Below are 24,960 nucleotides of genomic sequence, written 5' to 3' on the forward strand. Positions count from 1 at the left end.
TTGCCGACACCATGACGCAGCGCTCCGGTCTCGCCCTCGCCGTCCTCGCCCTCGCCGTCGAGGAACCGATGCACCCGTACCGGATGCAGCAGCTCATCCGGGAACGCGGCAAGGACAAGGTGGTCAACGTGGGGCAGCGCTCGCAGCTCTACAAGACGATCGACCGGCTCACGCGCGACGGGCTGCTCGAGGTCCGGACCACCGAGCGCCCGGCGACCCGGCCCGAGCGGACGGTCTACGCGGCGACCGAGGCCGGCCACGAGACCGCGATCACCTGGACCCTCGACATGCTCACGGCCCCGCGGCACGACTTCGGGGAGTTCACCGCCGCGCTCGCCTACCTCGCGCTCATCACCCCCGACATCGCCCGCGACGCCCTCGAGCTGCGCCTCGCCGACCGCCGGGCCGAGCGCGACCGCGTGCGGGACGAGCTCGAGCGGGTCGGGCCCCACGTGCCGCGCTTCTTCCTCGTCGAGGCGGAGTACGCGCTCGCCCACCTCGAGACCGACGTCGCGTGGATCGAGGGGCTGCTCGGGGACCTCGACGACCGCACCCTGCGCTGGCCCGACGAGCTCCCGATCACCACCACCACCACCACCGGAGGACCCCCATGAGCCCACGACCCCTGCGCGTCCTCGTCATCGGCGGTGGGACCGGCGGGATGTGCCTCGCGCACGGCCTGCGCCGGGCCGGCCTCGACGTCGCCGTCCACGAGCGCGACCACACCCGCTCCAGCGGGCTGCACGGCTACCGCGTCGGCATCTCGCCCAACGGCTCCCGCGCCCTGCGGGCCTGCCTGCCGCCCGAGCTGTTCGACACCTTCGTCGCCACCACCGCCGCGCCCTACCGCCACCTCGCGATCTACACCGAGCAGTTCCGCGAGCTGGTCTCGATCTCCTTCGACGACTTCCCGCACACCGGCGACGGCCCCGAGGACCGCGAGTACAACGTCAGCCGCATGACGCTGCGCCAGGTGCTGTTCACGGGCATGGAGGACGTCACCACGTTCGGCCGGCGGTTCACGCACTACGAGCAGCACGACGACGGCGTCACCGCCTTCTTCGACGACGGCTCCACCGACACCGGCGACCTGCTCGTCGGCGCCGACGGCGCGAGCTCCCGGGTCCGCCGCCAGTACCTGCCGCACGCCACCCAGACCGAGACCGGCCTCGTCGGGATCGGCGGGAAGACGCCCCTGACCGCGCAGACCGAGGCGCTGCTGCCCGAACGTTCCCGCCACGGGTTCTCGATGCTGTTCGACCGCCGCGGCCAGTTCGGCATCACCCACGTCATGCGCATGCCGTGGGACACCGGGCACGCCCCGCGCGAGGGCATCGGCGCCACCGACCACGACCTCGTCTCCCGCTGGCCCGGCCTGCGGTTCGACAACACGAGCGACCACGTCTCGTGGGCGCTCACCACCTCCCGCTCGCTCACCCCGGCCGACGTGCTCGACCGCGAGGGCGCCGCGCTCACCGCCCTGACCGACGAGCTCACCGCCGACTGGTCCCCCTGCTGGCGGGCCCTGGTGGCCGGGAGCGAACCGGGCGCGAACGTCGCCCTCGCAATCCGCACGTCCGACCCGCTGACCGCGTGGGCGCCGAGCACGGTGACGCTGCTCGGCGACGCCGCGCACACCATGACCCCGGGCCGCGGCGCCGGCGCCAACACGGCGCTGCGCGACGCCCGCGAGCTGCGCGACCGCCTCGTCCGCGTGCGCGACGGCGAGTGCTCGCTCCTCGAGGCGGTCGGCGACTACGAGGAGGCCATGCGCCGGTACTCGGCCCTCGCGGTCAAGGAGTCGCTGGAGTTCATGAACGACAAGGGCACCGCGCGCCGTCCCGTGGTCGGCCCGCTGTCGGTGTTCGCGCAGCGCACCGGCCTGCGGCTGGTCGACCGCATCCCGGCGGCCAAGCGCCGGATGGCCCAGGGGATGCAGAAGGTGCGCGACTCGGAGCTCGCGTGACCGATGAGTTCCGGGGGCGGCGCCGGTCCCACCTCCCGTGACCACCGTGACGACCGACCTCTGGCCGCTCATCCACGCCGAGCGCGCCGCACTCGCCGACGATCTCGCCCACCTCACCCCCGAGCAGTGGGCCACGCGCTCGCTGTGTAGCGAGTGGACGGTCGAGGAGACCGTCGCCCACCTCGTGGCCGGCGCGAGCATCGGCCCGCTCCGGTGGTTCCGCAGCGTCCTCGGCGCCCGCGGCGACTTCGACCGGCACAACGCCCGCCGCCTCGCCGAGCACCGCGGGAGCACCCCGGCGGAGACGCTCGCCCGCTTCCGGTCGGTCGTCGGCAGCACCACGTGCCCGCCCGGGCCGGTCGAGATGTGGCTCGGCGAGATCGTCGTGCACGGCGGCGACGTCCGGCGCCCGCTCGGCCTCGTCCACGAGTCCCCGGAGTCGACCCTGACCCCGCTCGCGGCGTTCTTCGCGAAGCAGAACTCGACGGTGCGCAGCCGGACGAACGCGGCGGGCCTGCGGCTCGAGGCCACCGACGGGCCGTTCACCAGCGGTCTCGACGATGCCCCGCTCGTCACCGGCCCGACCCTCGCCCTGGTCATGGCCATGGCCGGGCGCGGCGCGTTCTGCGACGACCTGACCGGTGCCGGCGTCGCGACCCTGCGCTCCCGCTGCCCGTGATCGCGAGCTCGGCGGCAGAGTGATCGCTCAGCGAGCACTCCGCCGCCCGGACCGCTCGCAGCGCAGCCGCGACGCCGCCTGGTCGCCGATCACCCGAGGAGGTCGCGCACCGCGGCGCGGGCGGACGCCACGTCGGGCGAGCCCACCGCGGCCGCGGCCGCCCGGCGTGCGGTCGCGAGGTCGACCGAGCCCACCCGCGCCGCCACCGCGGGCAGCGCCGAGGCCGCAGCCGACAGCGAGGTGACCCCGAGCCCGACGAGGACGACCGCGAGCGCCGGGTCGGCCGCCGCCTCGCCGCACACGCCGACCGGGGTGCCGGTGACCTCGGCCGCCCGGCAGAGCTGGTCGAGCAGGCGCAGCACGGCGGGCTGCCACGGGTCGTTGAACGCCGCGAGCGCCCCGGACTGGCGGTCGGCGGCGAAGACGTACTGGGTGAGGTCGTTGGTGCCGACCGAGACGAAGTCGACCTCGGCGAGCAGCTCCGGGGCGTTCAGCACCGCGGCCGGGACCTCGATCATCACGCCCACCTGCTCCGCGCCCGCCGCCCGGGCCCGCGCGACGAAGCGGCGGGCCTCGTCCGCGGTGGAGATCATCGGGGCCATCACCTTGAGCGGCACGCCCGCGTCCGCGGCCCCGCCGACGAGCGCGGCGAGCTGGCGGTCGAGCACGCCGGCGCGGTCGGCCGACCCGGACCCGATGGTCGAGCTCCGTTCCGCTGCGTCTCCGGCGACCTCGTCGAACAGCCGCTGCCCCCGCACCCCGAGGGCCGGGTTGACCTCCGGGGCCACGTCGAGGAACGGCACGGGCTTGTCGGCGCCGGCGTCGAGGGTGCGGGCGGTGATCGGGAGGCCCCGCAGCGGCTCCATCGTCGCGGCGTAGCCGGCCCGCTGGTCGGCCTCGGTCGGCTCGGTCGCGGCGGAGAGGAAGGTGAGCTCGGTGCGCAGCAGGCCGACGCCCTCGGCGCCCACGCCCGCGGCCCTCGTCGCGTCCTTCGCGTCGGCGATGTTCGCGACGATCGCGATACGGCGTCCGTCGGTGGTGGTCACCGGCCCGGCGACCGAGGTCGGGCCCGCGGCGGCGAGGTCGGCGCCGACCGCGGTGCCCGGGGCCGCCTCGACGACCTCGCCGGCCGTCCCGTCGACCCGCACGAGCGTCCCCTCGGGGAGGGTCCCCGCGCCCGGGCAGCCGACGACGGCCGGGATGCCGAGGGAGCGGGCGAGGATCGCGGTGTGGCTGGTGGGGCCGCCCTCGACGGTGACCAGGGCCAGCGCCGTCGCCGGGTCGAGCGTCGCGGTGTCGGCGGGTGCGAGGTCGCGGGCGACGAGCACCGAGGGCCCGTCGAGGGTCGGCACGCCCGGCGCGGGCACCCCGAGCAGCTCGGCGACGATCCGGTCGCGGATGTCGGCGACGTCGCCCGCGCGCTCGGCCATGTAGCCGCCGGCCGACCGCAGGGCCGCGACGAAGCGGGCGGCGGCCTCGTACACCGCGCGGGGCGCGGGCGTCCCGTGGTCGCGCACCGCGTCGGCGGCGGCCTCGAGCAGCGCGGGGTCCTCGGCCATCATCGCGGTGGCGTAGAGGACGTCGGCGACCTCCTTCGCCAGGCCCGGCGTGCCCGCGGTGTCCATCATCCGGGTCGACACCGCGGCGCCGGCGGGGGCGATGCGCCCCGCCTCCACCTCCCGGCGGTCGTCGGGAACGACCGGTCCCGCGGGGGGCTCCCCGAGCGGCTCCGGCACCCGGACGACCGGCCCGACGGCGGCTCCCGCACTGGCCGGCGTGCCGGGCAGCACCACTCTGGTCCCCGCCTCGATCATCGCTGGGCTCGTCATGGCACTCCCCTTCGTCGGGTCGATGGCGTCGGTGTCGCCGAGGAGAACGTACGACGACGACCGGTTGACAGTCCACAGGCAATCCCACAAACTTCCAACCAGAACCACACGAGTTGACCGAAGAACGGAGGTGATCGGGCATGTACGCCGCAGAGCGCCACCAGGTCCTGGTCCGCCGGGCGCGGGAGCTGGGACGGCTGGAGGTCACGCAGGTCGCCGCCGAACTGGGGGTCACCACCGAGACGATCCGGCGCGACCTCACCGCGCTCGAGCGCCAGGGGCTGCTGCACCGGGTGCACGGCGGCGCCATCGCGACCGACCGCCTCGAGATCGAGCCGACCGTCGGGGTCCGCGACGTCACGCAGTCCGAGGAGAAGGACCGCATCGCCAAGGCCGCGGTCGCCGAGCTCGGGTCGGCCACGACGATCCTGCTCGACGCCGGCACGACGACCGCGCGGGTCGCGAGCCTGCTGCCCGACGACGTGGAGCTCACCGTCGTCACCAACGCGCTACCCATCGCCACCGCGCTGGCCTCCCGCTCCCGCATCACCGTCCACCTCGTCGGCGGCCGTGTCCGCGGCACGACGATGTCGGCGGTCGACCGCTGGGCCATGAAGACCCTCGAGAGCGTCAACTGCGACGTCGCGGTGCTCGGCACCAACGGCTTCTCCGTCGAGCGCGGGCTCACCACCCCCGACGTCGCCGAGTCCGCGGTCAAGGGCGCGATGGTCCGGGCCGCCGCCCGCCGCATCGTGGTGGCCGACTCGAGCAAGTACGGCGTCGACTCCTTCTCCCGCTTCGCCGCCCTCGCCGACGTCGACACCCTCGTGACCGACGGCAGCCTGCTCGAGACCCACCCCGAGGCGGCGGACGCCCTCCGCGGCGCCGGCCCCGAGCTGGTGATCGCGTGACCACGAGCGACACGGGGATGATCGTCACGGTCACCCCGAACCCGAGCATCGACCGGACCGTCGAGGTCCCGGAGCTCGTGCCCGGCGCGGTCCTGCGCGCCACCGGCCACCGGGTCGACCCGGGCGGCAAGGGCGTGAACGTCTCCCGGGTCCTGGCCCACTTCGGCCGCCCGACCCTCGCGGTGATGCCCGGTGGCGAGGGCGAGCTGGCCTCCCTGCTGCGCCGCGCGGGCGTCCGGCCCGTCTGCACCCCGGCGACGGGGGCGACGCGGGTCAACACCGCCCTCGTCGAGCCGGACGGCACCACGACCAAGGTGAACGAGCCGGGCCTGCTCCTCACCGCCGCCCAGCTCGACGCCCTCGTCGACACCGTCCGGGTGCACGCCTCCTCGGCCGACTGGGTGGTGACCGCCGGGTCGGTCCCCACCGGCGCGGCGAGCGACCTGCACGGCCGGATCGTCCGCGCGGCCCGGCGGGCGGGCGCCCGGGTCGCCGTCGACACCTCTGGGGACGCGCTGCGCCACGCGGTGGCCGAGCGCCCCGACCTGGTCAAGCCGAACGTCGCCGAACTCGCCGAGCTCGTCGGGCACCCGCTGCCGGCGCTGGCCGACGTGCTGGCCGCCGCCCGCGAGCTGTGCTCCGACGGCATCGACACCGTGCTCGTCTCGATGGGCGCCGCGGGCGCCCTCGTGGTCGACCGGGACGAGTCCTGGCACGTCGCGAGCCCCTCCGTGGCCGTCCGCAGCACCGTCGGCGCCGGGGACTCCACCCTCGCCGGCTACCTCATCGCCCTGGGCGCCGGCGCGAAGAAGCCGGACGCCCTCGTCCACGCGGTGGCCTGCGGGGCCGCCGCGGTCGGCCTGCCCGGCACCGCGGTGCCCGGGCCCGCCGACGTCGATCCCACCCTCGTCCGTCCGGCCTCCACCCCGGACTCCACCCTCGACCTCACCGGAGAGGCAGCATGAGCGACCTGATCACGGCCGACCTCGTCGACCTGGACCTGCCGGCCGGCGACCGACGGACCGTCGTCCGTTCGCTCGCCGAGCGCCTCGTCCAGGCCGGCCGCGTCACCGACCTCGACCAGTTCCTCGCCGACGTCGAGGCCCGCGAGGCCCAGATGCCGACGGGCCTCGACGGCGGGATCGGCATCCCGCACTGCCGCTCCACCGCGGTCACCGAGCCGACCCTGGGCTTCGGCCGCAGCACGGCGGGCGTCGACTTCGGCGCCGAGGACGGTCGCCCGGCCGACCTCGTCTTCCTCATCGCCGCGCCCGAGGGCGGCGGCTCCGAGCACATGACCGTGCTGGCCGCGCTCGCCCGCCGCCTGGTCCGCAAGTCCTTCACCGGCGAGCTCCGTTCCGTCACCGACCCGGCCGACGCCGCCGGCTTCATCGCGAAGGAGGTCTCGGCGTGAAGATCGTCGCCGTGACCGCGTGCCCCACGGGCATCGCCCACACCTACATGGCCGCCGAGGCCCTCGAGGCCGCCGCCGAGGAGGCCGGCCACGAGATCACCGTCGAGACCCAGGGATCGGCGGGCTCGACCCCGCTGACCGCCGAGCAGCTGGCCGGGGCCGACGTCGCGATCTTCGCGGCCGACGTCGAGGTCCGCGACAAGGACCGCTTCGCCCACCTCCCGCAGGTCGCGGTCGGCGTCAAGAAGGCCATCAGCGGCGGCGACCTCCTCGTCGCGCAGGCCGAGGAGGCCGTGAGGAACCACGTGCCCGCCCCCGCGGGCGCCCCGGCCGCCGCGGCCCCGGCCGGAGTGAAGGCGCCTGGGCAGAATTCCTCCAGGAGTGGTCCCGGCGCCGCCTCGAAGGTCCGCGCCTGGCTCATGACCGGCGTCAGCCACGTCATCCCGTTCGTCGCCGCGGGCGGCCTGCTGATCGCCCTGGGCTTCGCCCTCGGCGGGTACCAGATCAACCTGCCCGACGACTCGCCGCTCTACGAGCAGATCCTCGACGGTGGCTTCGACGCCGGCTCGATCACGGCGTGGGGCGCCCTCGCGTTCGGCATCGGCTCGGCCGCGTTCAACTTCCTCGTGCCGGTCCTCGCGGGCTTCATCGCCTACGCGATGGCCGACCGGCCCGCCCTCGTCCCGGGCTTCGTCGGCGGCGCGATCGCGGTGACCACGGGCGCCGGCTTCCTCGGCGGCCTCGTCGCGGGCTTCGTCGCCGGTGGTCTCGTCATGTGGATCAAGACCTGGCGCGTGCCCCGCGCCCTGGCCGGGATCATGCCGGTGCTGGTGATCCCGCTGCTCTCGACCGCCGTCGTCGGCCTGCTCATGTACGTCGTCGTCGGCCGCCCGATCGCGCTGATCACCGAGGGCCTCACGAACTGGCTCAACGGCCTGTCGGGCACCAACGCGGTGCTGCTCGGACTGCTGCTCGGACTGATGATGTGCTTCGACATGGGTGGCCCCGTCAACAAGGCCTCGTACACCTTCGCCGTCGCCGGGCTGTCCACCGGCTCGGCCGGCGCGCTGACGATCATGGCCGCGGTCATGGCCGCCGGCATGGTCCCGCCGCTGGCGATGGCCCTCGCGACGGTCGTCCGGAAGTCGCTGTTCAGCGACGTCGAGCGGGAGAACGGCCGGGCCGCCTGGCTGCTCGGTGCCTCGTTCATCTCCGAGGGTGCGATCCCCTTCGCCGCCGCCGACCCGTTCCGCGTGATCCCCTCGATCATGGTCGGCGGGGCCGTCACCGGCTCGCTGTCGATGGCCTTCGGCGCGACCCTGCGCGCCCCGCACGGCGGGGTCTTCGTGGTGCCGCTGATGGGCAACCCGCTCGGCTTCCTCGTCGCGGTCGTCGCCGGGACCGTGGTGGCCACGGCCCTCGTCGTCGCCCTCAAGACCTTCGCCCGCCGCCGCCCGGCCCGTCCGGCCGCCGAGGACACCGTGACCACGTCCGCCACCGAGCGCGAGACGGTGACGGCATGACCACCCCGTCGAGAGAGAACACGACCATGATCGAGCGCACCGTCGTCGTCGCGACCCAGATCGGCCTGCACGCCCGCCCGGCCGCGCTGTTCTGCAAGGCCGCCGCCGCCCAGCCCGCGCGGGTCACCCTGGCGACCGCCGAGGGCGACACCGCCGACGCCCGCAGCATGCTCTCCGTGCTCGGCCTCGGGGTGCGGGGCGGCCAGGAGGTCACCCTCACCGCCGACGCGGACGTCACCGGGGCGCAGGCCTCGGTCGACGCCCTCGCCGAGCTCCTGGCGACCGACCTCGACGCCTAGCCCCCACGACGACGAAGGGCCCCACCGGTTCCGGTGGGGCCCTTCGTCGTGCGGTGGGTCAGCGGCGGACCGAGAGTCCGACCCGCTGGAACTCCTTGAGGTCGGAGTAGCCGGTCTTCGCCATCGCGCGGCGCAGCGCCCCGAACAGGTTGACGGTGCCGTCGGCCTGCGGTGCGGGCCCGCGCAGGACGCCCGCGAGGTCGTTGCCCCGCTGGGCCACCCCGACGACGCCCGAGCGCGGCAGGTTGGGGTGCGCGGCGGCCGAGGTCCAGTACCAGCCGCCGCCGGGCGCCTCGTCGGCCGCGGCGAGCTGCTCGCCGAGCATCACGGCGTCGGCCCCGCAGGCGATGGCCTTCGCGATGTCGCCGGAGGTGGTCATCCCGCCGTCGGCGATGACGTGGACGTAGCGCCCGCCGGTCTCGTCGAGGTAGTCGCGCCGCGCGGCGGCCGCGTCGACGAGCGCCGTGGCCATCGGGACGCCGATCCCCAGCACCGCGTCGGTGGAGGTTGACACCGACTGCCCGTACCCGACGATCACGCCGGCCGCGCCGGTGCGCATGAGGTGCATCGCGGTGCGGTAGTCGCCGACCCCGCCAGCGACCACCGGGATGTCGAGCGACTCGATGAAGTCCTCGAGGTCGAGCGGGGCCTCGCCGCCGTCGTCGTCGGCCGACCCGGCGACGTGCTCGGCCGAGATGATCGTCCCCTGCACGACGAGGACCTCGACACCGGCCTTGAGCAGGGTGGGCGTCAGCTCGCGGGCGTGCTGCGGGCTCACCCGCGCGGCGAGCGTGACCCCCGTGACCTGGCGCAGGGCCTCGGCCAGGAGGTCGGTCTGCACCGGCGCGGCGTGCAGGCGCTGCAGCTCGACGAGGGCCCCGGCCGGGTCGTCGGCCGCGCGGGCCGCGATCTCCGCGAGCGCCTTCTCGGCGTCGGAGTGCCGCGCCCAGAGCCCCTCGGCGTTGAGCACGCCGAGCCCGCCGAGCTCACCGACCCGGGTCGCCGTGGCCGGGGAGACGACGGCGTCGGTGGGGTGGGTGAGCAGCGGCAGGTCGAAGCGGTAGGCGTCGAGCTGCCAGGCGGTCGAGACCGCCGACGACGTCCGCGTGCGGCGGCTGGGCACGATGTCGAGGTCGTCGAAGGTGTAGCTGCGTTGGGCACTGCGGCCCCGGCCGATCTCGACCTGCTCGCGCATGCTGGTGTTCTCTCCCGGAGTCAGCGACCGCCGTAGTTGGGCGCGACCGCGGTCATCGTCACGTGGTGGGGGTGGCTCTCGGCGAGGCCCGCGGCCGTGATCCGCACCATGTGCGCGGTCTGGAGCTCGGCCGTCGTCCGGGAACCGGTGTACCCCATCGCCGCCCGCAGTCCACCGACGAGCTGGTGGGTGACCTGCGTGAGCGGGCCCCGGAAGGGTACGCGGCCCTCGACGCCCTCCGGCACGAGCTTGTCGTCGGAGAGGACGTCGTCCTGGAAGTAGCGGTCCTTCGAGTACGAGCCCTGCTGCCCGCGGGTCTGCATCGCGCCCAGCGAGCCCATGCCGCGGTAGGTCTTGTACTGCTTGCCGTCGACCAGCACGAGCTCGCCGGGCGTCTCGGCGGTCCCCGCCAGCAGCGACCCGAGCATCACCGACGACGCGCCGGCCGCGATGGCCTTCGCGATGTCGCCGGAGGACTGCAGGCCGCCGTCGCCGATCACCGGCACGCCGGCGGGCCGCGCCGCGGCGTCGGCCTCCGCGATGGCCGTGATCTGCGGGACCCCGACCCCGGCGATGATCCGCGTGGTGCAGATCGAGCCCGGCCCGACCCCGACCTTCACGCCGTCGGCGCCCGCGTCGACCAGCGCCTGGGCGCCCGCCCGGGTGGCGACGTTGCCGCCGACGATGTCGACGCGGTCGCCGAGCTCCTGCTTGAGCTTCGCGACCATCGCCGTGACGGCGCGGGAGTGGCCGTGCGCGGTGTCGACGACCAGGACGTCCACCCCGGCGTCCACGAGGCCCATCGCGCGGACCCACGCGTCGTCGCCGACGCCGATCGCCGCGCCGCAGAGCAGCCGGCCGTCGGGGTCCTTCGTCGCCATCGGGTACTGCTCGGTCTTGACGAAGTCCTTGACCGTGATGAGGCCCCGCAGGATGCCGGCGCCGTCGACCAGCGGCAGCTTCTCGATCTTGCGGCGGCGCAGCAGGCCCAGCGCGGCCTCCGCGGTGACCCCGACCTGCGCGGTGACGAGGTCGGTCGACGTCATCACCTCGCGCACCCGGCGCGAGTGGTCGACCTCGAAGCGCATGTCGCGGTTGGTGATGATGCCCACGAGCTTCCCGGCCTCGTCGGTCACCGGGAGCCCCGAGATGCGGAACTTGGCGCAGAGGGCGTCGACCTCGGCGAGGCTGTCGTCGGGCGAGCAGGTCACCGGGTCGGTCACCATGCCGGCCTCGGAGCGCTTCACCACCTCGACCTGGGCGGCCTGCTGGTCGGCCGGGAGGTTGCGGTGCAGCACCCCCATCCCGCCGTGCCGGGCCATCGCGATGGCCATCCGCGCCTCGGTCACGGTGTCCATCGCCGAGCTGACCAGCGGGATCCGCAGCGTGATGTTCCTCGAGAGGCGGGCCGAGGTGTCGGCCTCCGAGGGCACCACGTCCGACTCGGCGGGCAGGAGCAGGACGTCGTCGAACGTCAGGCCTTGCAACGCGAACTTCTCCGGCACGCCGGGGTCGGTGAGCACCATGCCGACGATGGTAGTCGTCCCCGCGGGGTGACCCTCGTCTCCGCAGGTGGGACCCCGTCGCGCCCGATCGGTGGGGCCCGTCGATCGACATCGAACGACGGGTAGGTTCGTAGCGTGCCGTACGAAGCCCTGCCGCCGGACCCGTTCGCCGGAGACCCGTCGTCGGACCCCTCGCGCATGCTCGACGCGCTCGCCGACCTCACGGACGTCACCGGCCCGGAGGACCTGCCGCTCGACGACGAGGAGCGCGAGGAGGTCATCGCCGACCTCGGGGACCTGGCCGTCTTCCAGGCCCTGCTCGCCCCCCGGGGGATCCGGGGCGTCGTCGTCGACTGCGAGGACTGCGAGGAGCAGCACTTCCACGACTGGGACCTGCTGCGCGCCAGCCTCCAGCAGCTCCTCGAGGAGGGCCACATGCGGCCCCACGAGCCCCCGTTCGACCCGGACCCGGCCGCCTACGTCACGTGGGAGTACTGCCGGGGCTTCGCCGACGCGACGCTCGCCGAGCAGTAGCTCTCCCCGGCCGGAGCGATCCGGCCGCCGGAATCCCCTTCACGACGACGGGCCCGGCTCCCCTCGGGGAGCCGGGCCCGTTCTTCGTCGTGCGGTGGACTAGTTCCCGGGGGCCGGGGCCGTCGTGGTCGTCGTCTCAGCGGGCACCGGAGTGGCCTGCCGAGGCTCGTCCGTCGTCGGATCGGTCGTGGTACTGCTCGGGTCGTCGCTCTTCGACGGGGTGACCTCGGTCGAACCGGCGGGCTTGCCCGGCTTCGCCGGCACGGTCCCCTCGGACTGGCCCGGAGCAGTCGCCGTGGACCCGCTGCTCGGCGCGGCCGGGGCGGTCGGGTCGAGCGACTTGAGGACGTCCTGGCGCTGCTGCACCAGCGGCGGCTGGTCGTCGGCCTGCACGGCCTGGATCTGGTTGCCGGCGCTCTGGAGCAGCGACTGCGCCGTGGCCCGGTCACCCTTCGCGATCGCGTCGTTGGCGGCGACGATCGTCTCGCGGACCTGCTGGGTCTTCTGGGCGTTGTCGGCCTGCTGGCTGAAGAGGACCTTCGTCAGCCCGAACATCGCGTCCCCGGGCTGGGCCGAGTGGATCGCGACGGTGAACCCGGAGAGCGCGACCGCGATGGCGGCCGCGGCGACGGCGAACGGCATCCGTCGACGGGTGCGGCTCGCGCGGCGGTCCCGGGCGGCGTGCCCGGCCTCGACCGCGTCCGCGGCCTCGTCGAGATCGACGAGCTCCGGCATGGGCTCGGCCTCGATGTCGGCCTTCCAGGCGGCGAGGATCGCGGCCAGGTGGTCGTCGTCCTGCCCGGGCCGCCCGAAGACGTCCCCGCCCGAGAAGGCGTCGGCACCACCGCTGAGAGCCCCACCGGCGATCGCGTCGAGCAGGGCGTCATCCGCGCGAACCGCGGCGAGGTCCACCGGCCCGTCGACGAGATCGTCACCCGCACCGAAAGCGCGGTGACCACCCACCTAACTCACCTCTTCCGAGATCGCGGACACGGCGGTCCGCAGCTTCGACAGTGCGCGGTGCTGTGCCACCCGGACCGCACCGGGTGTGGACTCGACCGCTTCCGCGGTCTCCTCCGCCGAGAGACCAACGACGACACGCAGCACGAGGATTTCCCTCTGTTTGGGTGGCAGCGTGTCGAGGAGTTGACCCATCTGGACCGACAGCGCACCGTTCATCGCACGCTGCTCGGGCCCGTCGTACGGGTCCAGTTCCTCGGGCAGCTCGGAGACGGGCTCGGACTTGTTCCGCGCCACCGAGCGATGGGCGTCGACCACCTTGTGCGCCGCGATCCCGTAGACGAACGCGAGGAACGGGCGGCCCTGATCCCGGTAGCCGGGCAGCGCTGTCAGCACGGCGAGGCACACCTCCTGGGCCACGTCGTCGGCCGAGACCGACGACCGTTCCTGCCGGCCGATCCTCGCGCGGCAGTAGCGCACGACGAGCGGTCGGATGATCGCGAGGACACGATTGAGGGACGTGCGGTCGCCGTCGTTGGCGGCGGCCACCAGTCTCTCGAGGTCGTTCCCTGACTCGGTCATCGCTCCCCGTGGCCCCGGCGTTACTCGCGGCGGTGTGACCCGCAGGTCCACCTCGGTCGGCCGAGCCGCCTCCTCCGTGGGAGGTACCGGCAGAGCCGGTGACCCGGAGGGGACACCGTACCGTCCCCCCGGACGGCTCGCGCCCTGTCCTGCGAACGGGCTCCCCCGTTCCGGCACACGCCAGCGGTCCGCGGCCCGGTGGGTGGCGCGCGGTGTTCCGAGGGCGGGCGTGGGCACGTCGTCGGGAGAGGGACCCGGGCCCTGGGGCGCGGGCGGGGCGAAGGACGTCCCGGGCCGGGAGGACCCCGGAGGCACGGGACGCGGCCGCGCGGTCAGGAGACCAGGCCCCGGCGGAAGCCGTGGGCCACGGCCTGCGCACGGTCACGCACACCCAGCTTGCGGAACAGCCGCCGGGCGTGGGTCTTCACGGTGTCCTCGGAGAGGTAGAGCTCCCGGCCGATCTGGCCGTTGCTCTTGCCCTGCGCCATCCCCCGCAGGACCTGCAGCTCGCGCTCGGTGAGCTGCACCCCCGTGTCGGAGGGGGTGCGCGGTGCGGGCACCGAGGTGCTCGCGAGCGTGTGGGCCAGGGCCGCGACGAGCTCGGGCCGGGAGGCGTCCCACCGCAGGTAGCCGCGGGCACCGCCGGCGATCGCGGCGGCGATGCTGCCGGAGTCGTCGGGCGCCCCGAAGACGATGACGTTCGCCTGCGGGTGCGCGGCCACGAGCCGGCGGGTCGCCTCGACCCCGGTCGGCACGGCGCGCTGCGTCCCCACGAGGACGACGTCGACACTCTGTCGGGAGAAGCGGGTGAGCAGCTCGTCGCCATGGGCGACGCAGTCGATGCGGTGGACGCCCGGCACGGCCGACATGACGCGGGTCAGTCCCTCACGCACGCTGCGGCGGTCGTCGCAGATCAGGACCGTCGTCACGGAAGTTCCTCCCTGCAGCGTTCCTGCAGTCGGTTGGCGGGCACTACCGGTCATCGGCGCCGCTCCGCCCCGGCTTGAGTCGGATCCGCGGTTTTCCCGCGCCGGATCGACGACCGGTGCCATGCGTGCTCCTCATCCGGTGTTCCTGCGGTGACCGGTGGACGATCCCGACGAGCGGCGTTCCCACGCGCTCGTCGTGACGTTCCCGGTCCCCTCCCCCTCGACAACGGGCCCGCGCCCGTCGGGTCACGGCCGGCTCCATACCCCGGAGCTGCCACCGCCACCCACACGGAGCACTGGTCACGTCCTGCCCGAGGAATGATCACGGATGGTGGTCGTTTCGGCAAGACTTGTCACGGTACGGATTCGCCGACGGTCGTCCCGGTGCGCCGTGACGCGCATCCGACTGACCGCGAGCGATCTGCACACGACCGGACGGCTCACAATCTCCGCATCTTGTACCCATGCCCGCGACGGCCATAGGGTCGGAGCACGGTCGCCCTGCGCGCGACCGTCGGCACGGACGGTGACGAATCGGACGGGCCCGACCCCGTGGTGGCCGACGCCAGGGTCTCCGACCAGAGGACCCCGGCTCCGACCACCACCCACGTCAGGACGAGGAGGTGGTCGAGATGGCCGACGTGCGTCGACTGCCCGGCCCCAACGCCGATCTCTGGGACTGGCAGCTGCACGCCGCGTGCCGCGGCATGGACAGCCAGTTCTTCTTCCACCCCGACGGCGAGCGGGGCCCGGCCCGCGCGAGCCGCGAACGCCGCGCGAAGGCGGTGTGCGAGAGCTGCCCGGTGATGGAGCCCTGCCGCCGGCACGCCATCGCCGCGGGCGAGCCCTACGGCATCTGGGGCGGGCTCTCGGAGTCCGAGCGCACCGGCTCCGGACGCCGCGGGCGGCCGCAGGACATCATCGTCCGCTGACCGGTCGCCCCGGACACACCAAGAACGGCCCGTTCGTCACGGAAGAAGGTGACGAACGGGCCGTTCGTCCGTTCCGGGACACCCGCGCACGACGACGGGCCCGGCCGAGCGTGTCGCTCGACCAGGCCCGGCGTGTGTCAGCCGTGCGGGAACTCAGTGCCCGTGGCCGTGCCCGTGGCCGTGGCCACCGGCGGCGGGTGCGGGCGCCTCGTCCTCGGGCTTCTCGACGATGGCCGACTCGGTGGTCAGCACCATCCGTGCGATCGACACCGCGTTCTCGAGCGCCGAGCGCGTGACCTTGACCGGGTCGATGATCCCGGCGGCCATGAGGTCGCCGTACTCCTCGGCCGCGGCGTCGTAGCCGGTCTCCCAGCCGCCCTCGGCGACCTTCGCCGCGACGACCGAGCCCTCGAGGCCCGCGTTGAACGCGATGGCCTTGAGCGGCGCCGACAGGGCCCGACGCACGAGCGCGACCCCGGTCGCCTCGTCTCCGGTGCGGCCGAGGCCGCCCTCGAGCTCCGCGGAGGCGTGCAGCAGGGCCGCCCCGCCGCCGGGGACGATGCCCTCCTCGATCGCGGCCCGGGTCGCCGCCACCGCGTCCTCGATGCGGTGCTTGCGCTCCTTGAGGTCGGTCTCGGTGGCCGCGCCGACCTTGATGACCGCGACGCCGCCGGCGAGCTTCGCCAGCCGCTCCTGCAGCTTCTCGCGGTCCCAGTCGGAGTCGGTCTCGTCGATCTCGCGGCGGATCGACGCGACCCGGCCCTCGACGGCGGCCTTGTCGCCACCGCCCTCGACCAGCGTGGTCGCGTCCTTGGTGATCACGGCGCGCCGGACGGAGCCCAGCACGTCGAGGCCGGCCTCGGAGAGCTTGAGGCCGATCTCGGGGTTGATCACCGTGGCGCCGGTGGCGGCGGCGAGGTCGTCGAGGAACGCCTTGCGGCGGTCCCCGAAGAACGGCGCCTTGACCGCGCAGATCCGCAGCGTCTTGCGGATGGCGTTCACGACGACCGTCGAGAGCGCCTCGCCCTCGAGGTCCTCGGCGATGACGAGGAGCGGCTTGCCCGACTCCACGACCTTCTCCAGCAGCGGGAGCAGGTCGCCGATCGCCGAGATCTTCTCCCGGTTGATCAGCACGTGGGCGTCCTCGAGGACGGCCTCCATCGACTCGCCGTCGGTGACGAAGTACGGCGAGAGGTAGCCCTTGTCGAACTGCAGGCCCTCGGTGACCTCGAGCTCGGTGGCGAGCGTCGAGGACTCCTCGATGGTGATGACACCGTCCTCGCCGACGCGCTCCATGGCCTCGCCGATGAGGTCGCCGATCTCCTGGTCGCGCGAGGCGACCGCACCGACCGACGCGATGCCGCGCCGGCCGTCGACCGGGGTGGCGTGCGAGCGCAGCACCTCGGTGACCTTCTCGGCGGCCGCGGCCATGCCGGCGCCGAGCGCACCCGGGTTGGCCCCGGCCGCGAGGTTGCGCAGACCCTCGGACACGAGAGCCTGGGCGAGCACGGTGGCCGTCGTCGTGCCGTCGCCGGCGACGTCGTTGGTCTTCGTGGCCGCCGTCTTGGCGAGCTGCACGCCGAGGTTCTCGAACGGGTCGTCGAGGTCGATCTCGCGCGCGATGGTGACGCCGTCGTTGGTGATCGTCGGACCACCGAACTTCTTGCTGAGCACGACGTGGCGCCCCCGCGGTCCGAGGGTCACCTTCACCGCCGCGGCCAGCTGGTCGACCCCGCGCTCGAGGGCGCGGCGAGCGGTCTCGTCGAACGTGATCTGTTTGGGCACTGCCCAGTCCTTTCCGGTGTGACGGCCTGCGGACACACCACCGCCCCGGGTCCCCGGCGAGCGGGGATCACCGGGGCGGTGGGTACACGGGCGTCGTTAGTTGACGACCGCCAGGACGTCACGCGAGGAGAGGATCAGGTAGTCCTCGCCGTTGTACTTGATCTCGGTGCCGCCGTACTTCGAGAAGACGACGACGTCACCGACCGCGACGTCGAGCGGAATGCGGTTGCCCTTGTCGTCGATGCGGCCCGGGCCCACCGCGAGGACCTTGCCCTCCTGGGGCTTCTCCTTCGCGGTGTCCGGGATGACGATGCCGGACGCGGTCGTGGTCTCGGCCTCAGAGGCCTGGACCACGAGCTTGTCCTCGAGCGGCTTGATGTTCACGCTCGCCACGGGATTGACCTCCACGATCAGGGGTCCAGCTGGTACTGGGTGGGTGACGGCCATCCGGAGACGACCCGCCGTCGCGGGGGTCGAGCCGGCTCCGGCGCCGTTCGGTTGGCACTCTAGCGCTGCGAGTGCCAGTTCTTCAACGAGGGTGGGCCGGCGGGTCCCGACGCATCGTGTGGGCGTCCGCCCCGCTCGCGTAGTAGCGGCGCCGGGTGCCCACCACCTCGAACCCCTCGGACCGGTAGAGCGTCAGCGCGGCGACGTTGTCGGTGCGCACCTCGAGGAACGTCGCGGCCCCGATCGCGTCGGCCCGCTCGAGCAGTCCCCGCAGCAGGCGCCGCCCCAGACCGTGGCCCTGGAAGTCGGGGTCGACCCCGATCGTGTGCACCTCGGCCTCGGCCGGCTCGCGCGAGAACGCCGGGGCCGGCAGCAGGGCGACGCCCGCGTAGCCCACGAGCCGGTCGCCCACCCGGGCGGCGAGGTAGGGATGGCCGGCGTGCAGCTCGCTGCGGAACGCCGCCGCGCTCCACGGGTCGTCGCCGGGGAACAGGACGGCCTCGAGCCGGGCGCACGCCACCGCGTCGGACGCGCGCAGCGCCTCGATCACGACGGCGGGGCGGACGTCGTCGTCGCTCCCCGCCCGGCCCGGGCTCACGCCCGGCGGCGGGGACGGCGCAGCCGCGGCCGGCGGGGGGCGGTGCCGGGCTCCTGCGGGCGCAGGCGGCGCAGCACCTGGCTGCGGTGGGTGCAGCGGCGCAGCAGCTCGAGCAGGGCCGCGTCGAGCTCGCCGGGCTGCTCGAGCATCGCCATGTGCCCCGCGCCCTCGAGCGGCAGCAGCTCGGCCCGGGGCAGCTCCGCGGCGATCACCTCGGAGTGGGAGTACGGGATCATCCGGTCGTCGGTCCCGGCCGCCACCAGCACCTCGCACTGCGACAGACCGCGCAGGGCGGCCTTGCGGTCGTGCGTGGAGAGCGTGTTGGCGAACGAGGTGAGCACGGCGAGCGGCGTCTCGGCGATCGTCCGGTCGACGAGGTCGATCAGCGCCGGCTCGACGTCGGGGTCGCCGAAGGACATCCGCCGCACGGCCGCCCACATGGCGTTGCCCCCGAGCCGGCGGATGCGGTCGACGGTCTCCGGGCGCCAGTGCGCGAGCCGCCCGACGACGTTGACCGCCGGGTTGCGGTGCGACAGGACCGCGCGCTGCAGGCCGACCGTGCCGACGTCGCCCGCGGAGGTGTTCAGCAGGGCCACGCCGAGGACGCGGTCGCGGAACAGGGCCGGGTGGCGCTCGGCGAGCGCCATGATCGTCATGCCGCCCATCGAGTGCCCGACGAGCACGAGGTCGCCCTCCGGGGCGACGGTGCGGATGACGGTGTCGAGGTCGGCGCCCAGCTGGGCGATGGTGCAGGCCCGCGCCGAGCACTGCCCCGAGCGGCCGTGGCGGCGCTGGTCGTAGAGCACCACCCGCACGGCGGGCTCGGTCAGCCCGGCGAGCATGCGGCGCTGGAAGTGCCAGCACTTGCGGTCGAGGGCGAAGCCGTGCACGAGGACGACGGTCAGCTCGGGGCTCACCCCCTCGGCCACCGGGTCGATCTCCTCGACGGCGAGCCGGGTGCCGTCGTCGGCGGCCACCGAGGACTCCCGGCCCCGCGGCAGCAGACCGAGCATCGAGGGGTGCTCGGCCTCGGACTCCTCGAGCTCCGCCCGGGCCCGCACCACGCGCGAGTGGGCCCGACCGGCGCCGACGGCCCCGGCCGCGGCGGCCCCGCCGAGCACCGTCCCGGCGATCGCGCCGACGATGCCCCCGGTGTGGTGGCGCCTCCGGTCGTCGGTCATGCGCCCGTCCTCACGTACCCCGTCGCCACACCGGCCTTGCTACCACGTCCGGGGCGGGTTCATGCCGTGAGTTGTCCGGCCGCTCCGGTCAGGGAGCGCCGGACCCGGGGCCGGCCGCCGACGCCGGTCACGATCTCGTAGTGGATCGTGCCGAGCAGGCCGGCCCACTCGGCGGCCGTGGGGCCGCCGTCGTCGGGACCGAACAGGACCACCTCGTCGCCCTCGGCGACGCCGTGCGGCTCGCCCGCCGGGCCCAGGTCGACCATCACCTGGTCCATGCAGACCCGCCCGACGACGGGCCGGCGCACGCCGCCGATCGCGACCTCGAGCCGCCCCGCCGCGCCGAGCAGGCGTGGGACGCCGTCAGCGTAGCCGGCCGGGACGAGCGCGAGCGTCCGGTCGGTCGGCGTGGTCCAGATGTGGCCGTAGGAGACGCCCTCGCCGGCAGCGACGGTCTTGAGCAGCGCGACGCGGCTGCGGAAGGTCATGGCGGGGCGCAGCGCCGGGGCGACGCCGTCGTCGGTGGGGTCGAGCCCGTAGACGGCGATCCCGGGCCGGACGAGGTCGCGGTGCAGGTCGGGCCGGGTGAGGGTGGCCGCCGAGTTCGCGAGGTGGGCGAGCAGCGGGCGGTCGAGACGCGCGGAGGCCGCGGCGTGGGCCTCGTCGAACCGGGCGGCCTGGCGGTCGATCGTCGGGTGGGCCGGGGCGTCCGCGTGCGCGAGGTGCGTCCAGACCGCCACCGGCTCGACCTCGCCCGGGTGGTCGGCGACGGCGTCGAGCAGGTCGCCCCAGTCGGCGGGCGGGCAGCCGTTGCGGGACAGCCCGGTGTCGATCTTGAGATGCACCCGGGCGGGTCGGCCCGTCGCATGGGCGGCGGTGACCGCCGCGGCGAGGTCGCGCCGGGACGCGACGCCGAGGTCGACCTGCCGCCCGACGGCGGGCGCGAGGTCCTCGTCGGGCACGTGCAGCCAGGACAGGACCGGCGCGGTGATCCCCGCGTCGCGCAGCTCCCCGGCCTCCTCGACGGTGCAGACCCCGAGCCACGTCGCCCCGGCGTCGAGGGCCGCGCGCGCCACGTCGACCGCGCCGTGGCCGTAGCCGTCGGCCTTCACCACGGCCATCGTCGCGGCGCCGGCGGCGAGCCCGGCGAGGTGGCGGACGTTGTGGCGGATCGCGTCGAGGTCGACGACGGCCTCGACCCGGGCCGTCCCCGCGGTGCTCACGACGCCGCCAGGGCGGCCGCGCGGACCTCGCGGATCGCGTCGGGGACCGCGGCCCGGACGTGCGACGCCGGGACCGGGGCGCCCGGTCTGCCGGCCCCGATCCCGGCCGCTCGAGCATGGACGAACGCCGCGCACCCGCCCGCCCACCACGGCTCCAGCCCGGCGGCGAGCAGGGCGCCCGCGACGCCGGAGAGGACGTCGCCCGAGCCGGCGGTCGCGAGCCACGAGCTGCCCGCCGGATGCACGAGCACGCGGCCGTCGGGCGCGGCCACCACGGTCGCGTTGCCCTTGAGCAGCACCGTCACGCCGAGGGCCGCGGCGGCCCGCCGGGCGGCGTCGACGCGGTCGGCGGCCGGGTCGAACTCCCCATCGAGCTCCGCGACGAGCCGGGCGAACTCCCCGGCGTGCGGGGTGACGAGCACGGGGTTCCCCGCCGCCCTCGCCCGGAGGTCGGACGAGGCCCCGAGCAGGGTGATCGCGTCGGCGTCGGCCAGCACCGGGACCCCGGCGTCGAGGACGTGGGCCAGGGTCGCCGCGCCGTCCTCGCCGGTCCCCAGGCCGGGCCCGACCGCCCACGCCTGCACGCGCCCGGCGTCGGCGACGTGGTCGGTGGCCACGACCTCCGGCCACGCGGCGCGGACCTCGTGGGCGGCGCTGCCGGCGTAGCGGACCATCCCGCTGGTGGCGAGCGCGGCCGCCCCGGAGGCGAGGACCGCCGCGCCCGGGTAGACGGCGCTGCCGGCCGCCACCCCGACGACGCCCTGGGTGTACTTGTCGTCGCCCGGCCCGGGCACCGGCCACGCCCGGCCGACGTCGACGGCGTCGAGCACCCGCACCGGGGCGTCGGGCAGCTCCGGGCCGAGACCGATGTCGACCAGCGTCACGAGACCGCAGCGGGCCCGGTTGAGCACGTGGACGGGCTTGCGGGCACCGAACGTCACCGTCTCGGTGGCGGTGACGGCCTCGTCGTGCACCGTCCCCGTGAGCGGGTCGACCCCGCTGGGGCTGTCGATCGCGAGCACCGAGCACCCGATCGCGGCGACGAGCCGCGGCGCCGGCTCGCGCAGTCCGCCCCGCCCGGAGGTCCCGACGATCGCATCGAGGACCAGGTCGGCCCGCCCGACCGCCGCGACGCCCTCCTCGACGTCGGTGACCACCCGCCCGCGGGCCTTGCGCAGGGCGGCGAGCCCCGCGGGGTGCGCCCGGTCGGGCGCCAGGAGCACCGCGGTGACGCCCACGCCGCGGCGGCGCAGCTCCACGCCCGCCCACAGGCCGTCGCCGCCGTTGTTGCCGGCGCCGACCAGGACGACGACGTGGGTCCCGACGACGGGCCCGCCCTCGGCCAGCATCCGCAGGGCCACCTGCGCGGCCCCGTGCGCGGCACGGCGCATCAGCGCGCCCTCGGGGGTGCGCGCGAGCACCGGCTCCTCGGCCGTGGCGACCTGCTCCGGGGTCCAGACGCCGTACAAGGTGGCTCCCTCCGGTCGTCTCGTGAGCATTCATCCGTGCCAGGGCACGGAGAAGTGCTCACAGGCGTGGGCACATGATCCAGGTGCGCGGTGACGCTTGTGAGCACTTCTCCGCGTCCTGGAGCGGATGAGTGCTCACGGGCGCTCGCGCACCTCCTACTCGACGGTGACGGACTTCGCGAGGTTGCGCGGCTTGTCGACGTCGTACCCCCGGGCCCGGGCGACCTCGGCGGAGAACACCTGCAGCGGCACGGTGGCCACCAGCGGCTGGACGAGGGTGGGCACCACCGGGACCTCGATCAGGGTGCTCGCGAACGGGCGGACCGTCTCGTCGCCGCGCTCGGCGATGACGATCGTCCGGGCGCCGCGGGCCTGGATCTCCCGGATGTTGGACAGCAGCTTGGCGTGCAGCGTCGCCCGGCCCCGCGGCGAGGGCATCACGACGACGACCGGCAGGTCCTGTTCGATCAGCGCGATCGGCCCGTGCTTGAGCTCGCCCGCCGCGAAGCCCTCGGCGTGCATGTAGGCGAGCTCCTTGAGCTTCAGCGCGCCCTCCAGGGCCACCGGGTAGCCGACGTGGCGGCCGAGGAAGAGCACGGCCTTGGAGTCGGCGAGCTCGCGGGCCAGCGCCCGGGTCGGCTCGACCGTCGTGGCCAGCACCTCCTTCACCGCCTCGGCGGACGCGACGAGCGCGGCGTACTCGCGCTCGACCTCGTCGGTGTACTTGGTGCCGCGGGTCTGGGCGAGCGCCAGCCCGACGAGGTAGCAGGCCACGACCTGGCTGGTGAACGTCTTCGTCGCGGCCACTCCGACCTCGGGCCCGGCGTGCGTGTAGAGCACGGCGTCGGACTCGCGGGGGATCTGCGCGCCGTTGGTGTTGCAGATGGCCAGCACGCGGGCCTTCTGCTCGCGGGCGTGCCGGACCGCCTCGAGGGTGTCGGCGGTCTCGCCCGACTGGGAGATCGCGACGACGAGCGTCGAGCGGCCGAGCACCGGGTCGCGGTAGCGGAACTCGCTGGCGACCTCGACCTCCACCGGGATGCGGCACCAGTGCTCGATCGCGTACTTCGCGAGCAGGCCCGCGTGGTAGGCGGTGCCACAGGCCACGACGAACACCTTGTCGATGTCGCGCAGCTCCTGGTCGGAGAGGCGCTGCTCGTCGAGCACGATCCGGCCGTCCACCAGGTGCCCGCGCAGGGTGTCGGCGAGCGCGGCGGGCTGCTCCTCGATCTCCTTCTGCATGAAGAAGTCGTGGCCGCCCTTCTCCGCGGCGGCGATGTCCCAGTCGACGTGGAACGGACGGGTGGGCGCGAGGTCGCCGTGGAAGTCGGTGACCACGGCGCCCTCGCGGGTCAGCGTGACGATCTGGTCCTGGCCGAGCTCGACGGCGTCCCGGGTGTGGTCGATGAACGCCGCGACGTCGGAGGCCACGAACGTCTCGCCGTCGCCGACGCCCACCACGAGCGGCGACGAGCGCCGGGCCGCGACGATCTCGTCGGGACGGTCGGCGTGGGTGAAGACGAGCGTGAACGCGCCCTCGAGGCGGTTCACGACCTGCCGGACCGCGGCGGTGAGGCCCAGGGCGGGCTCGGCGTCGAGGGCGCGGGCCACCAGGTGGGCCGCGACCTCGGAGTCGGTCTCGCTGGCGAGCTCCACGCCGGCGTCCTCGAGCTCGCCGCGCAGCGCCGCGAAGTTCTCGATGATGCCGTTGTGGATCACGGCGACCCGGCCGGCGGCGTCGCGGTGGGGATGGGCGTTGCGGTCGGTGGGCGCGCCGTGGGTGGCCCACCGTGTGTGGCCCATCCCGGTCCGCGCCACGTCCTCCGAGTCCTCGGGGGCGTCGGCGACCACGGCCAGGAGGTTGTCGAGCGGCCCGGCCGCGCGGTGCACCGCCACCGACGTCGAGTCGGGGGTGACCGTCGCGACCCCCGCCGAGTCGTACCCGCGGTACTCCAGCCGTCGCAGACCGCCCAGCAGGACGTCGCGTGCCGGGCGCCAGCCCACGTACCCCACGATGCCGCACACGGGCTCCGAGAATAGGTGGGTCGATGTCGATCACTCGCCGACCGGGGGTGTTCGGCAGGCCCGCGGGGGCCCGGATGCACTACCGTGCGGCGCCATGGCCAGCGCGAAGCAGATCGTCGCCGAGCTCGGGCGTCCGGGCCCGCACGAGGTGTTGCGGGGTGAACTCGCCCTGGTGGGCCTGCCCGGGGTCGTCTTCACCCCCACCTCCGGGGAGCTCCTGCCCGCCGTCGCGTTCGGGCACGACTGGCTGAACCCCGCGCACCGCTACCACGGTCTGCTGCGCCACCTGGCGTCCTGGGGGATCGTCGCGGCGGCGCCCGACACCGAGCGCAGCCCGCTGGCCTCGCACCGCCGGCTCGCCGCCGACCTGACCACCGCGCTCGAGGTCGTCTCCTCGGTGCGCCTCGGCGGCACCGCCCGGGGCGCGGCCGTCAGCGTCGACCCGCGCCGCCTCGCGCTCGCCGGGCACGGCATGGGCGCCGGCGCGGCCGTCCTCGCCGCCGCCGCCCCCGCGCACGACACCCGGGTGCAGGCGATCGACGAGCCGTACTGGGAGTCGGGCACCGACGTCGCCGTCCAGGCCGTCGCCACGATCGCGCTCTCCGAGTCCCGCCCCTCGGCGCAGGACGCCTCCCGCGCCGTGCACGTTCCCGGGATGCACATCGCGTTCGGCAAGGACCTCGTCTCCCCGCCCGCGGCCGGCACCGAGCCCGTCGCCCAGGCGTGGGCGGGCCCGTCGGTGATGCGGACCGTCAAGAAGGCCTCGCACCTCGGGGTCGTCGAGGGCCGGCACTGGAGCGACCTCGTCCTCGACGGCAAGGCCGACCTCGGCGTCCTGACGACGGTGAAGGCCCTGCTCACCGGCTTCCTGCTCCACCACCTGACCGGCGAGAAGAAGTACGCCGACATCGTCGACGGCGCCGTCAAGGGCACCGACGTCCGGGTGTTCCGCGAGACGTCGACGGTCTGAGGCC

Annotated in this window: 24 protein-coding genes; 11 read left to right on the forward strand and 13 right to left on the reverse strand. The window is 74.6% G+C overall.

Annotation, left to right across the window (positions count from 1 at the left end; genetic code table 11):
• The first annotated feature begins 11 nt into the window (after positions 1-11).
• From ACFPBZ_RS24210 to ACFPBZ_RS24220, 3 genes are read left to right on the forward strand one after another with little or no spacing between them, the layout of a single operon-like run.
• Positions 12-614, forward strand: a complete 603-nt coding sequence (locus ACFPBZ_RS24210) for a PadR family transcriptional regulator (RefSeq protein WP_378038676.1) — start codon at positions 12-14, stop codon at positions 612-614.
• Complete coding sequence (locus ACFPBZ_RS24215) at positions 611-1,966, forward strand: FAD-dependent oxidoreductase (RefSeq protein WP_378038677.1); 1,356 nt, start codon at positions 611-613, stop codon at positions 1,964-1,966. Before ACFPBZ_RS24210 ends, ACFPBZ_RS24215 begins: the two co-directional genes overlap by 4 nt.
• A gap of 46 nt (positions 1,967-2,012) precedes the next feature.
• Positions 2,013-2,645: a maleylpyruvate isomerase family mycothiol-dependent enzyme gene (locus ACFPBZ_RS24220; RefSeq protein WP_378038678.1), complete on the forward strand. Its 633-nt coding sequence runs from the start codon at positions 2,013-2,015 to the stop codon at positions 2,643-2,645.
• A gap of 89 nt (positions 2,646-2,734) precedes the next feature.
• Here ACFPBZ_RS24220 and ACFPBZ_RS24225 read toward each other — a convergent pair whose 3' ends face one another.
• Positions 2,735-4,474 carry a phosphoenolpyruvate--protein phosphotransferase gene (locus ACFPBZ_RS24225; protein WP_378038679.1) on the reverse strand — a complete coding sequence of 580 codons (1,740 nt, stop codon included), beginning with the start codon at positions 4,472-4,474 and terminating at the stop codon, positions 2,735-2,737.
• 140 nt (positions 4,475-4,614) lie between these two features.
• Here ACFPBZ_RS24225 and ACFPBZ_RS24230 point away from each other — a divergent pair, with 140 nt between their 5' ends.
• From ACFPBZ_RS24230 to ACFPBZ_RS24250, 5 genes are read left to right on the forward strand one after another with little or no spacing between them, the layout of a single operon-like run.
• Positions 4,615-5,385 carry a DeoR/GlpR family DNA-binding transcription regulator gene (locus tag ACFPBZ_RS24230; RefSeq protein WP_378038680.1) on the forward strand — a complete coding sequence of 257 codons (771 nt, stop codon included), beginning with the start codon at positions 4,615-4,617 and terminating at the stop codon, positions 5,383-5,385.
• 17 nt (positions 5,386-5,402) lie between these two features.
• Positions 5,403-6,350, forward strand: a complete 948-nt coding sequence (gene pfkB, locus ACFPBZ_RS24235) for a 1-phosphofructokinase (protein ID WP_378038708.1) — start codon at positions 5,403-5,405, stop codon at positions 6,348-6,350.
• Complete coding sequence (locus tag ACFPBZ_RS24240) at positions 6,347-6,799, forward strand: PTS sugar transporter subunit IIA (RefSeq protein WP_378038681.1); 453 nt, start codon at positions 6,347-6,349, stop codon at positions 6,797-6,799. Before pfkB ends, ACFPBZ_RS24240 begins: the two co-directional genes overlap by 4 nt.
• Positions 6,796-8,322, forward strand: coding sequence for a PTS fructose transporter subunit IIC (locus ACFPBZ_RS24245; protein WP_378038682.1), 1,527 nt, complete (start codon positions 6,796-6,798; stop codon positions 8,320-8,322). Before ACFPBZ_RS24240 ends, ACFPBZ_RS24245 begins: the two co-directional genes overlap by 4 nt.
• 26 nt (positions 8,323-8,348) lie before the next feature.
• Positions 8,349-8,621: an HPr family phosphocarrier protein gene (locus ACFPBZ_RS24250; RefSeq protein ID WP_378038683.1), complete on the forward strand. Its 273-nt coding sequence runs from the start codon at positions 8,349-8,351 to the stop codon at positions 8,619-8,621.
• 58 nt (positions 8,622-8,679) lie between these two features.
• Here ACFPBZ_RS24250 and ACFPBZ_RS24255 read toward each other — a convergent pair whose 3' ends face one another.
• Positions 8,680-9,816, reverse strand: coding sequence for a GuaB3 family IMP dehydrogenase-related protein (locus tag ACFPBZ_RS24255; protein ID WP_378038684.1), 1,137 nt, complete (start codon positions 9,814-9,816; stop codon positions 8,680-8,682).
• 20 nt (positions 9,817-9,836) lie between these two features.
• Complete coding sequence (gene guaB, locus ACFPBZ_RS24260; RefSeq protein WP_378038685.1) at positions 9,837-11,342, reverse strand: IMP dehydrogenase; 1,506 nt, start codon at positions 11,340-11,342, stop codon at positions 9,837-9,839.
• Between the two features lie 114 nt (positions 11,343-11,456).
• On the opposite strand from guaB, the gene ACFPBZ_RS24265 reads away from it, so the two are divergent.
• Positions 11,457-11,855 (forward strand): DUF5319 domain-containing protein, encoded by a 399-nt coding sequence (locus ACFPBZ_RS24265; RefSeq protein ID WP_378038686.1) that lies wholly within the window; start codon positions 11,457-11,459, stop codon positions 11,853-11,855.
• 99 nt (positions 11,856-11,954) lie between these two features.
• On the opposite strand, the gene ACFPBZ_RS24270 is transcribed toward ACFPBZ_RS24265, so the two are convergent.
• From ACFPBZ_RS24270 to ACFPBZ_RS24280, 3 genes are all read right to left on the reverse strand, one after another.
• Entirely contained in the window at positions 11,955-12,818 is an 864-nt protein-coding gene (locus ACFPBZ_RS24270) for an anti-sigma-D factor RsdA (RefSeq protein ID WP_378038687.1), read from the reverse strand.
• Positions 12,819-13,397 carry a sigma-70 family RNA polymerase sigma factor gene (locus ACFPBZ_RS24275; RefSeq protein WP_378038688.1) on the reverse strand — a complete coding sequence of 193 codons (579 nt, stop codon included), beginning with the start codon at positions 13,395-13,397 and terminating at the stop codon, positions 12,819-12,821. It lies immediately after the preceding gene.
• 332 nt (positions 13,398-13,729) lie between these two features.
• A complete protein-coding gene (locus tag ACFPBZ_RS24280) occupies positions 13,730-14,326 on the reverse strand; it encodes a response regulator transcription factor (protein ID WP_018330962.1) in 597 nt (198 codons plus the stop codon).
• Positions 14,327-14,958: 632 nt separating this feature from the next.
• Here ACFPBZ_RS24280 and ACFPBZ_RS24285 point away from each other — a divergent pair.
• Positions 14,959-15,258 (forward strand): WhiB family transcriptional regulator, encoded by a 300-nt coding sequence (locus ACFPBZ_RS24285; RefSeq protein WP_378038689.1) that lies wholly within the window; start codon positions 14,959-14,961, stop codon positions 15,256-15,258.
• A 153-nt stretch (positions 15,259-15,411) separates the two neighbouring features.
• Here ACFPBZ_RS24285 and groL read toward each other — a convergent pair whose 3' ends face one another.
• The 7 genes from groL to glmS all read right to left on the reverse strand — a co-directional run bounded on the left by groL (position 15,412) and on the right by glmS (position 23,986).
• The gene (gene groL, locus ACFPBZ_RS24290; protein ID WP_378038690.1) at positions 15,412-17,043 is read right to left on the reverse strand and encodes a chaperonin GroEL; all 1,632 of its coding nucleotides are present in this window, start codon (positions 17,041-17,043) and stop codon (positions 15,412-15,414) included.
• Between the two features lie 96 nt (positions 17,044-17,139).
• Positions 17,140-17,490 (reverse strand): co-chaperone GroES, encoded by a 351-nt coding sequence (groES, locus tag ACFPBZ_RS24295; RefSeq protein WP_378038691.1) that lies wholly within the window; start codon positions 17,488-17,490, stop codon positions 17,140-17,142.
• Positions 17,491-17,572: 82 nt separating this feature from the next.
• Positions 17,573-18,088, reverse strand: a complete 516-nt coding sequence (gene rimI / locus ACFPBZ_RS24300) for a ribosomal protein S18-alanine N-acetyltransferase (RefSeq protein WP_378038692.1) — start codon at positions 18,086-18,088, stop codon at positions 17,573-17,575.
• The gene (locus ACFPBZ_RS24305) at positions 18,085-19,269 is read right to left on the reverse strand and encodes an alpha/beta fold hydrolase (RefSeq protein ID WP_378038693.1); all 1,185 of its coding nucleotides are present in this window, start codon (positions 19,267-19,269) and stop codon (positions 18,085-18,087) included. The genes rimI and ACFPBZ_RS24305 overlap by 4 nt, the downstream gene beginning before the upstream one ends.
• Positions 19,270-19,328: 59 nt before the next feature.
• Positions 19,329-20,492 (reverse strand): alanine racemase, encoded by a 1,164-nt coding sequence (gene alr, locus ACFPBZ_RS24310; RefSeq protein WP_378038694.1) that lies wholly within the window; start codon positions 20,490-20,492, stop codon positions 19,329-19,331.
• Entirely contained in the window at positions 20,489-21,961 is a 1,473-nt protein-coding gene (locus tag ACFPBZ_RS24315) for an NAD(P)H-hydrate dehydratase (RefSeq protein ID WP_378038695.1), read from the reverse strand. Before ACFPBZ_RS24315 ends, alr begins: the two co-directional genes overlap by 4 nt.
• A gap of 156 nt (positions 21,962-22,117) precedes the next feature.
• A complete protein-coding gene (gene glmS / locus ACFPBZ_RS24320) occupies positions 22,118-23,986 on the reverse strand; it encodes a glutamine--fructose-6-phosphate transaminase (isomerizing) (protein ID WP_378038696.1) in 1,869 nt (622 codons plus the stop codon).
• A gap of 94 nt (positions 23,987-24,080) precedes the next feature.
• Between glmS and ACFPBZ_RS24325 the strand changes: the two genes are divergently transcribed.
• Positions 24,081-24,956 (forward strand): dienelactone hydrolase family protein, encoded by an 876-nt coding sequence (locus ACFPBZ_RS24325; protein WP_378038697.1) that lies wholly within the window; start codon positions 24,081-24,083, stop codon positions 24,954-24,956.
• Positions 24,957-24,960: the final 4 nt, after the last annotated feature.

The organism is Actinomycetospora atypica, from assembly GCF_042653685.1.
Classification (GTDB): Bacteria; Actinomycetota; Actinomycetes; order Mycobacteriales; family Pseudonocardiaceae; genus Actinomycetospora; species Actinomycetospora atypica.

Excerpts from the sequence above, each read along its gene's own strand:
- ACFPBZ_RS24255 (WP_378038684.1), bottom strand. The coding sequence starts at position 9,816 with ATGCGCGAGCAGGTCGAGATCGGCCGGGGCCGCAGTGCCCAACGCAGC.
- ACFPBZ_RS24240 (WP_378038681.1), top strand. The coding sequence starts at position 6,347 with ATGAGCGACCTGATCACGGCCGACCTCGTCGACCTGGACCTGCCGGCC.
- ACFPBZ_RS24325 (WP_378038697.1), top strand. The coding sequence starts at position 24,081 with ATGGCCAGCGCGAAGCAGATCGTCGCCGAGCTCGGGCGTCCGGGCCCG.
- ACFPBZ_RS24225 (WP_378038679.1), bottom strand. The coding sequence starts at position 4,474 with ATGACGAGCCCAGCGATGATCGAGGCGGGGACCAGAGTGGTGCTGCCC.
- groES (WP_378038691.1), bottom strand. The coding sequence starts at position 17,490 with ATGGCCGTCACCCACCCAGTACCAGCTGGACCCCTGATCGTGGAGGTC.
- ACFPBZ_RS24215 (WP_378038677.1), top strand. The coding sequence starts at position 611 with ATGAGCCCACGACCCCTGCGCGTCCTCGTCATCGGCGGTGGGACCGGC.
- guaB (WP_378038685.1), bottom strand. The coding sequence starts at position 11,342 with ATGGTGCTCACCGACCCCGGCGTGCCGGAGAAGTTCGCGTTGCAAGGC.
- ACFPBZ_RS24230 (WP_378038680.1), top strand. The coding sequence starts at position 4,615 with ATGTACGCCGCAGAGCGCCACCAGGTCCTGGTCCGCCGGGCGCGGGAG.
- ACFPBZ_RS24285 (WP_378038689.1), top strand. The coding sequence starts at position 14,959 with ATGGCCGACGTGCGTCGACTGCCCGGCCCCAACGCCGATCTCTGGGAC.
- ACFPBZ_RS24210 (WP_378038676.1), top strand. The coding sequence starts at position 12 with ATGACGCAGCGCTCCGGTCTCGCCCTCGCCGTCCTCGCCCTCGCCGTC.
- ACFPBZ_RS24250 (WP_378038683.1), top strand. The coding sequence starts at position 8,349 with ATGATCGAGCGCACCGTCGTCGTCGCGACCCAGATCGGCCTGCACGCC.
- ACFPBZ_RS24305 (WP_378038693.1), bottom strand. The coding sequence starts at position 19,269 with ATGACCGACGACCGGAGGCGCCACCACACCGGGGGCATCGTCGGCGCG.
- pfkB (WP_378038708.1), top strand. The coding sequence starts at position 5,403 with ATGATCGTCACGGTCACCCCGAACCCGAGCATCGACCGGACCGTCGAG.
- ACFPBZ_RS24275 (WP_378038688.1), bottom strand. The coding sequence starts at position 13,397 with ATGACCGAGTCAGGGAACGACCTCGAGAGACTGGTGGCCGCCGCCAAC.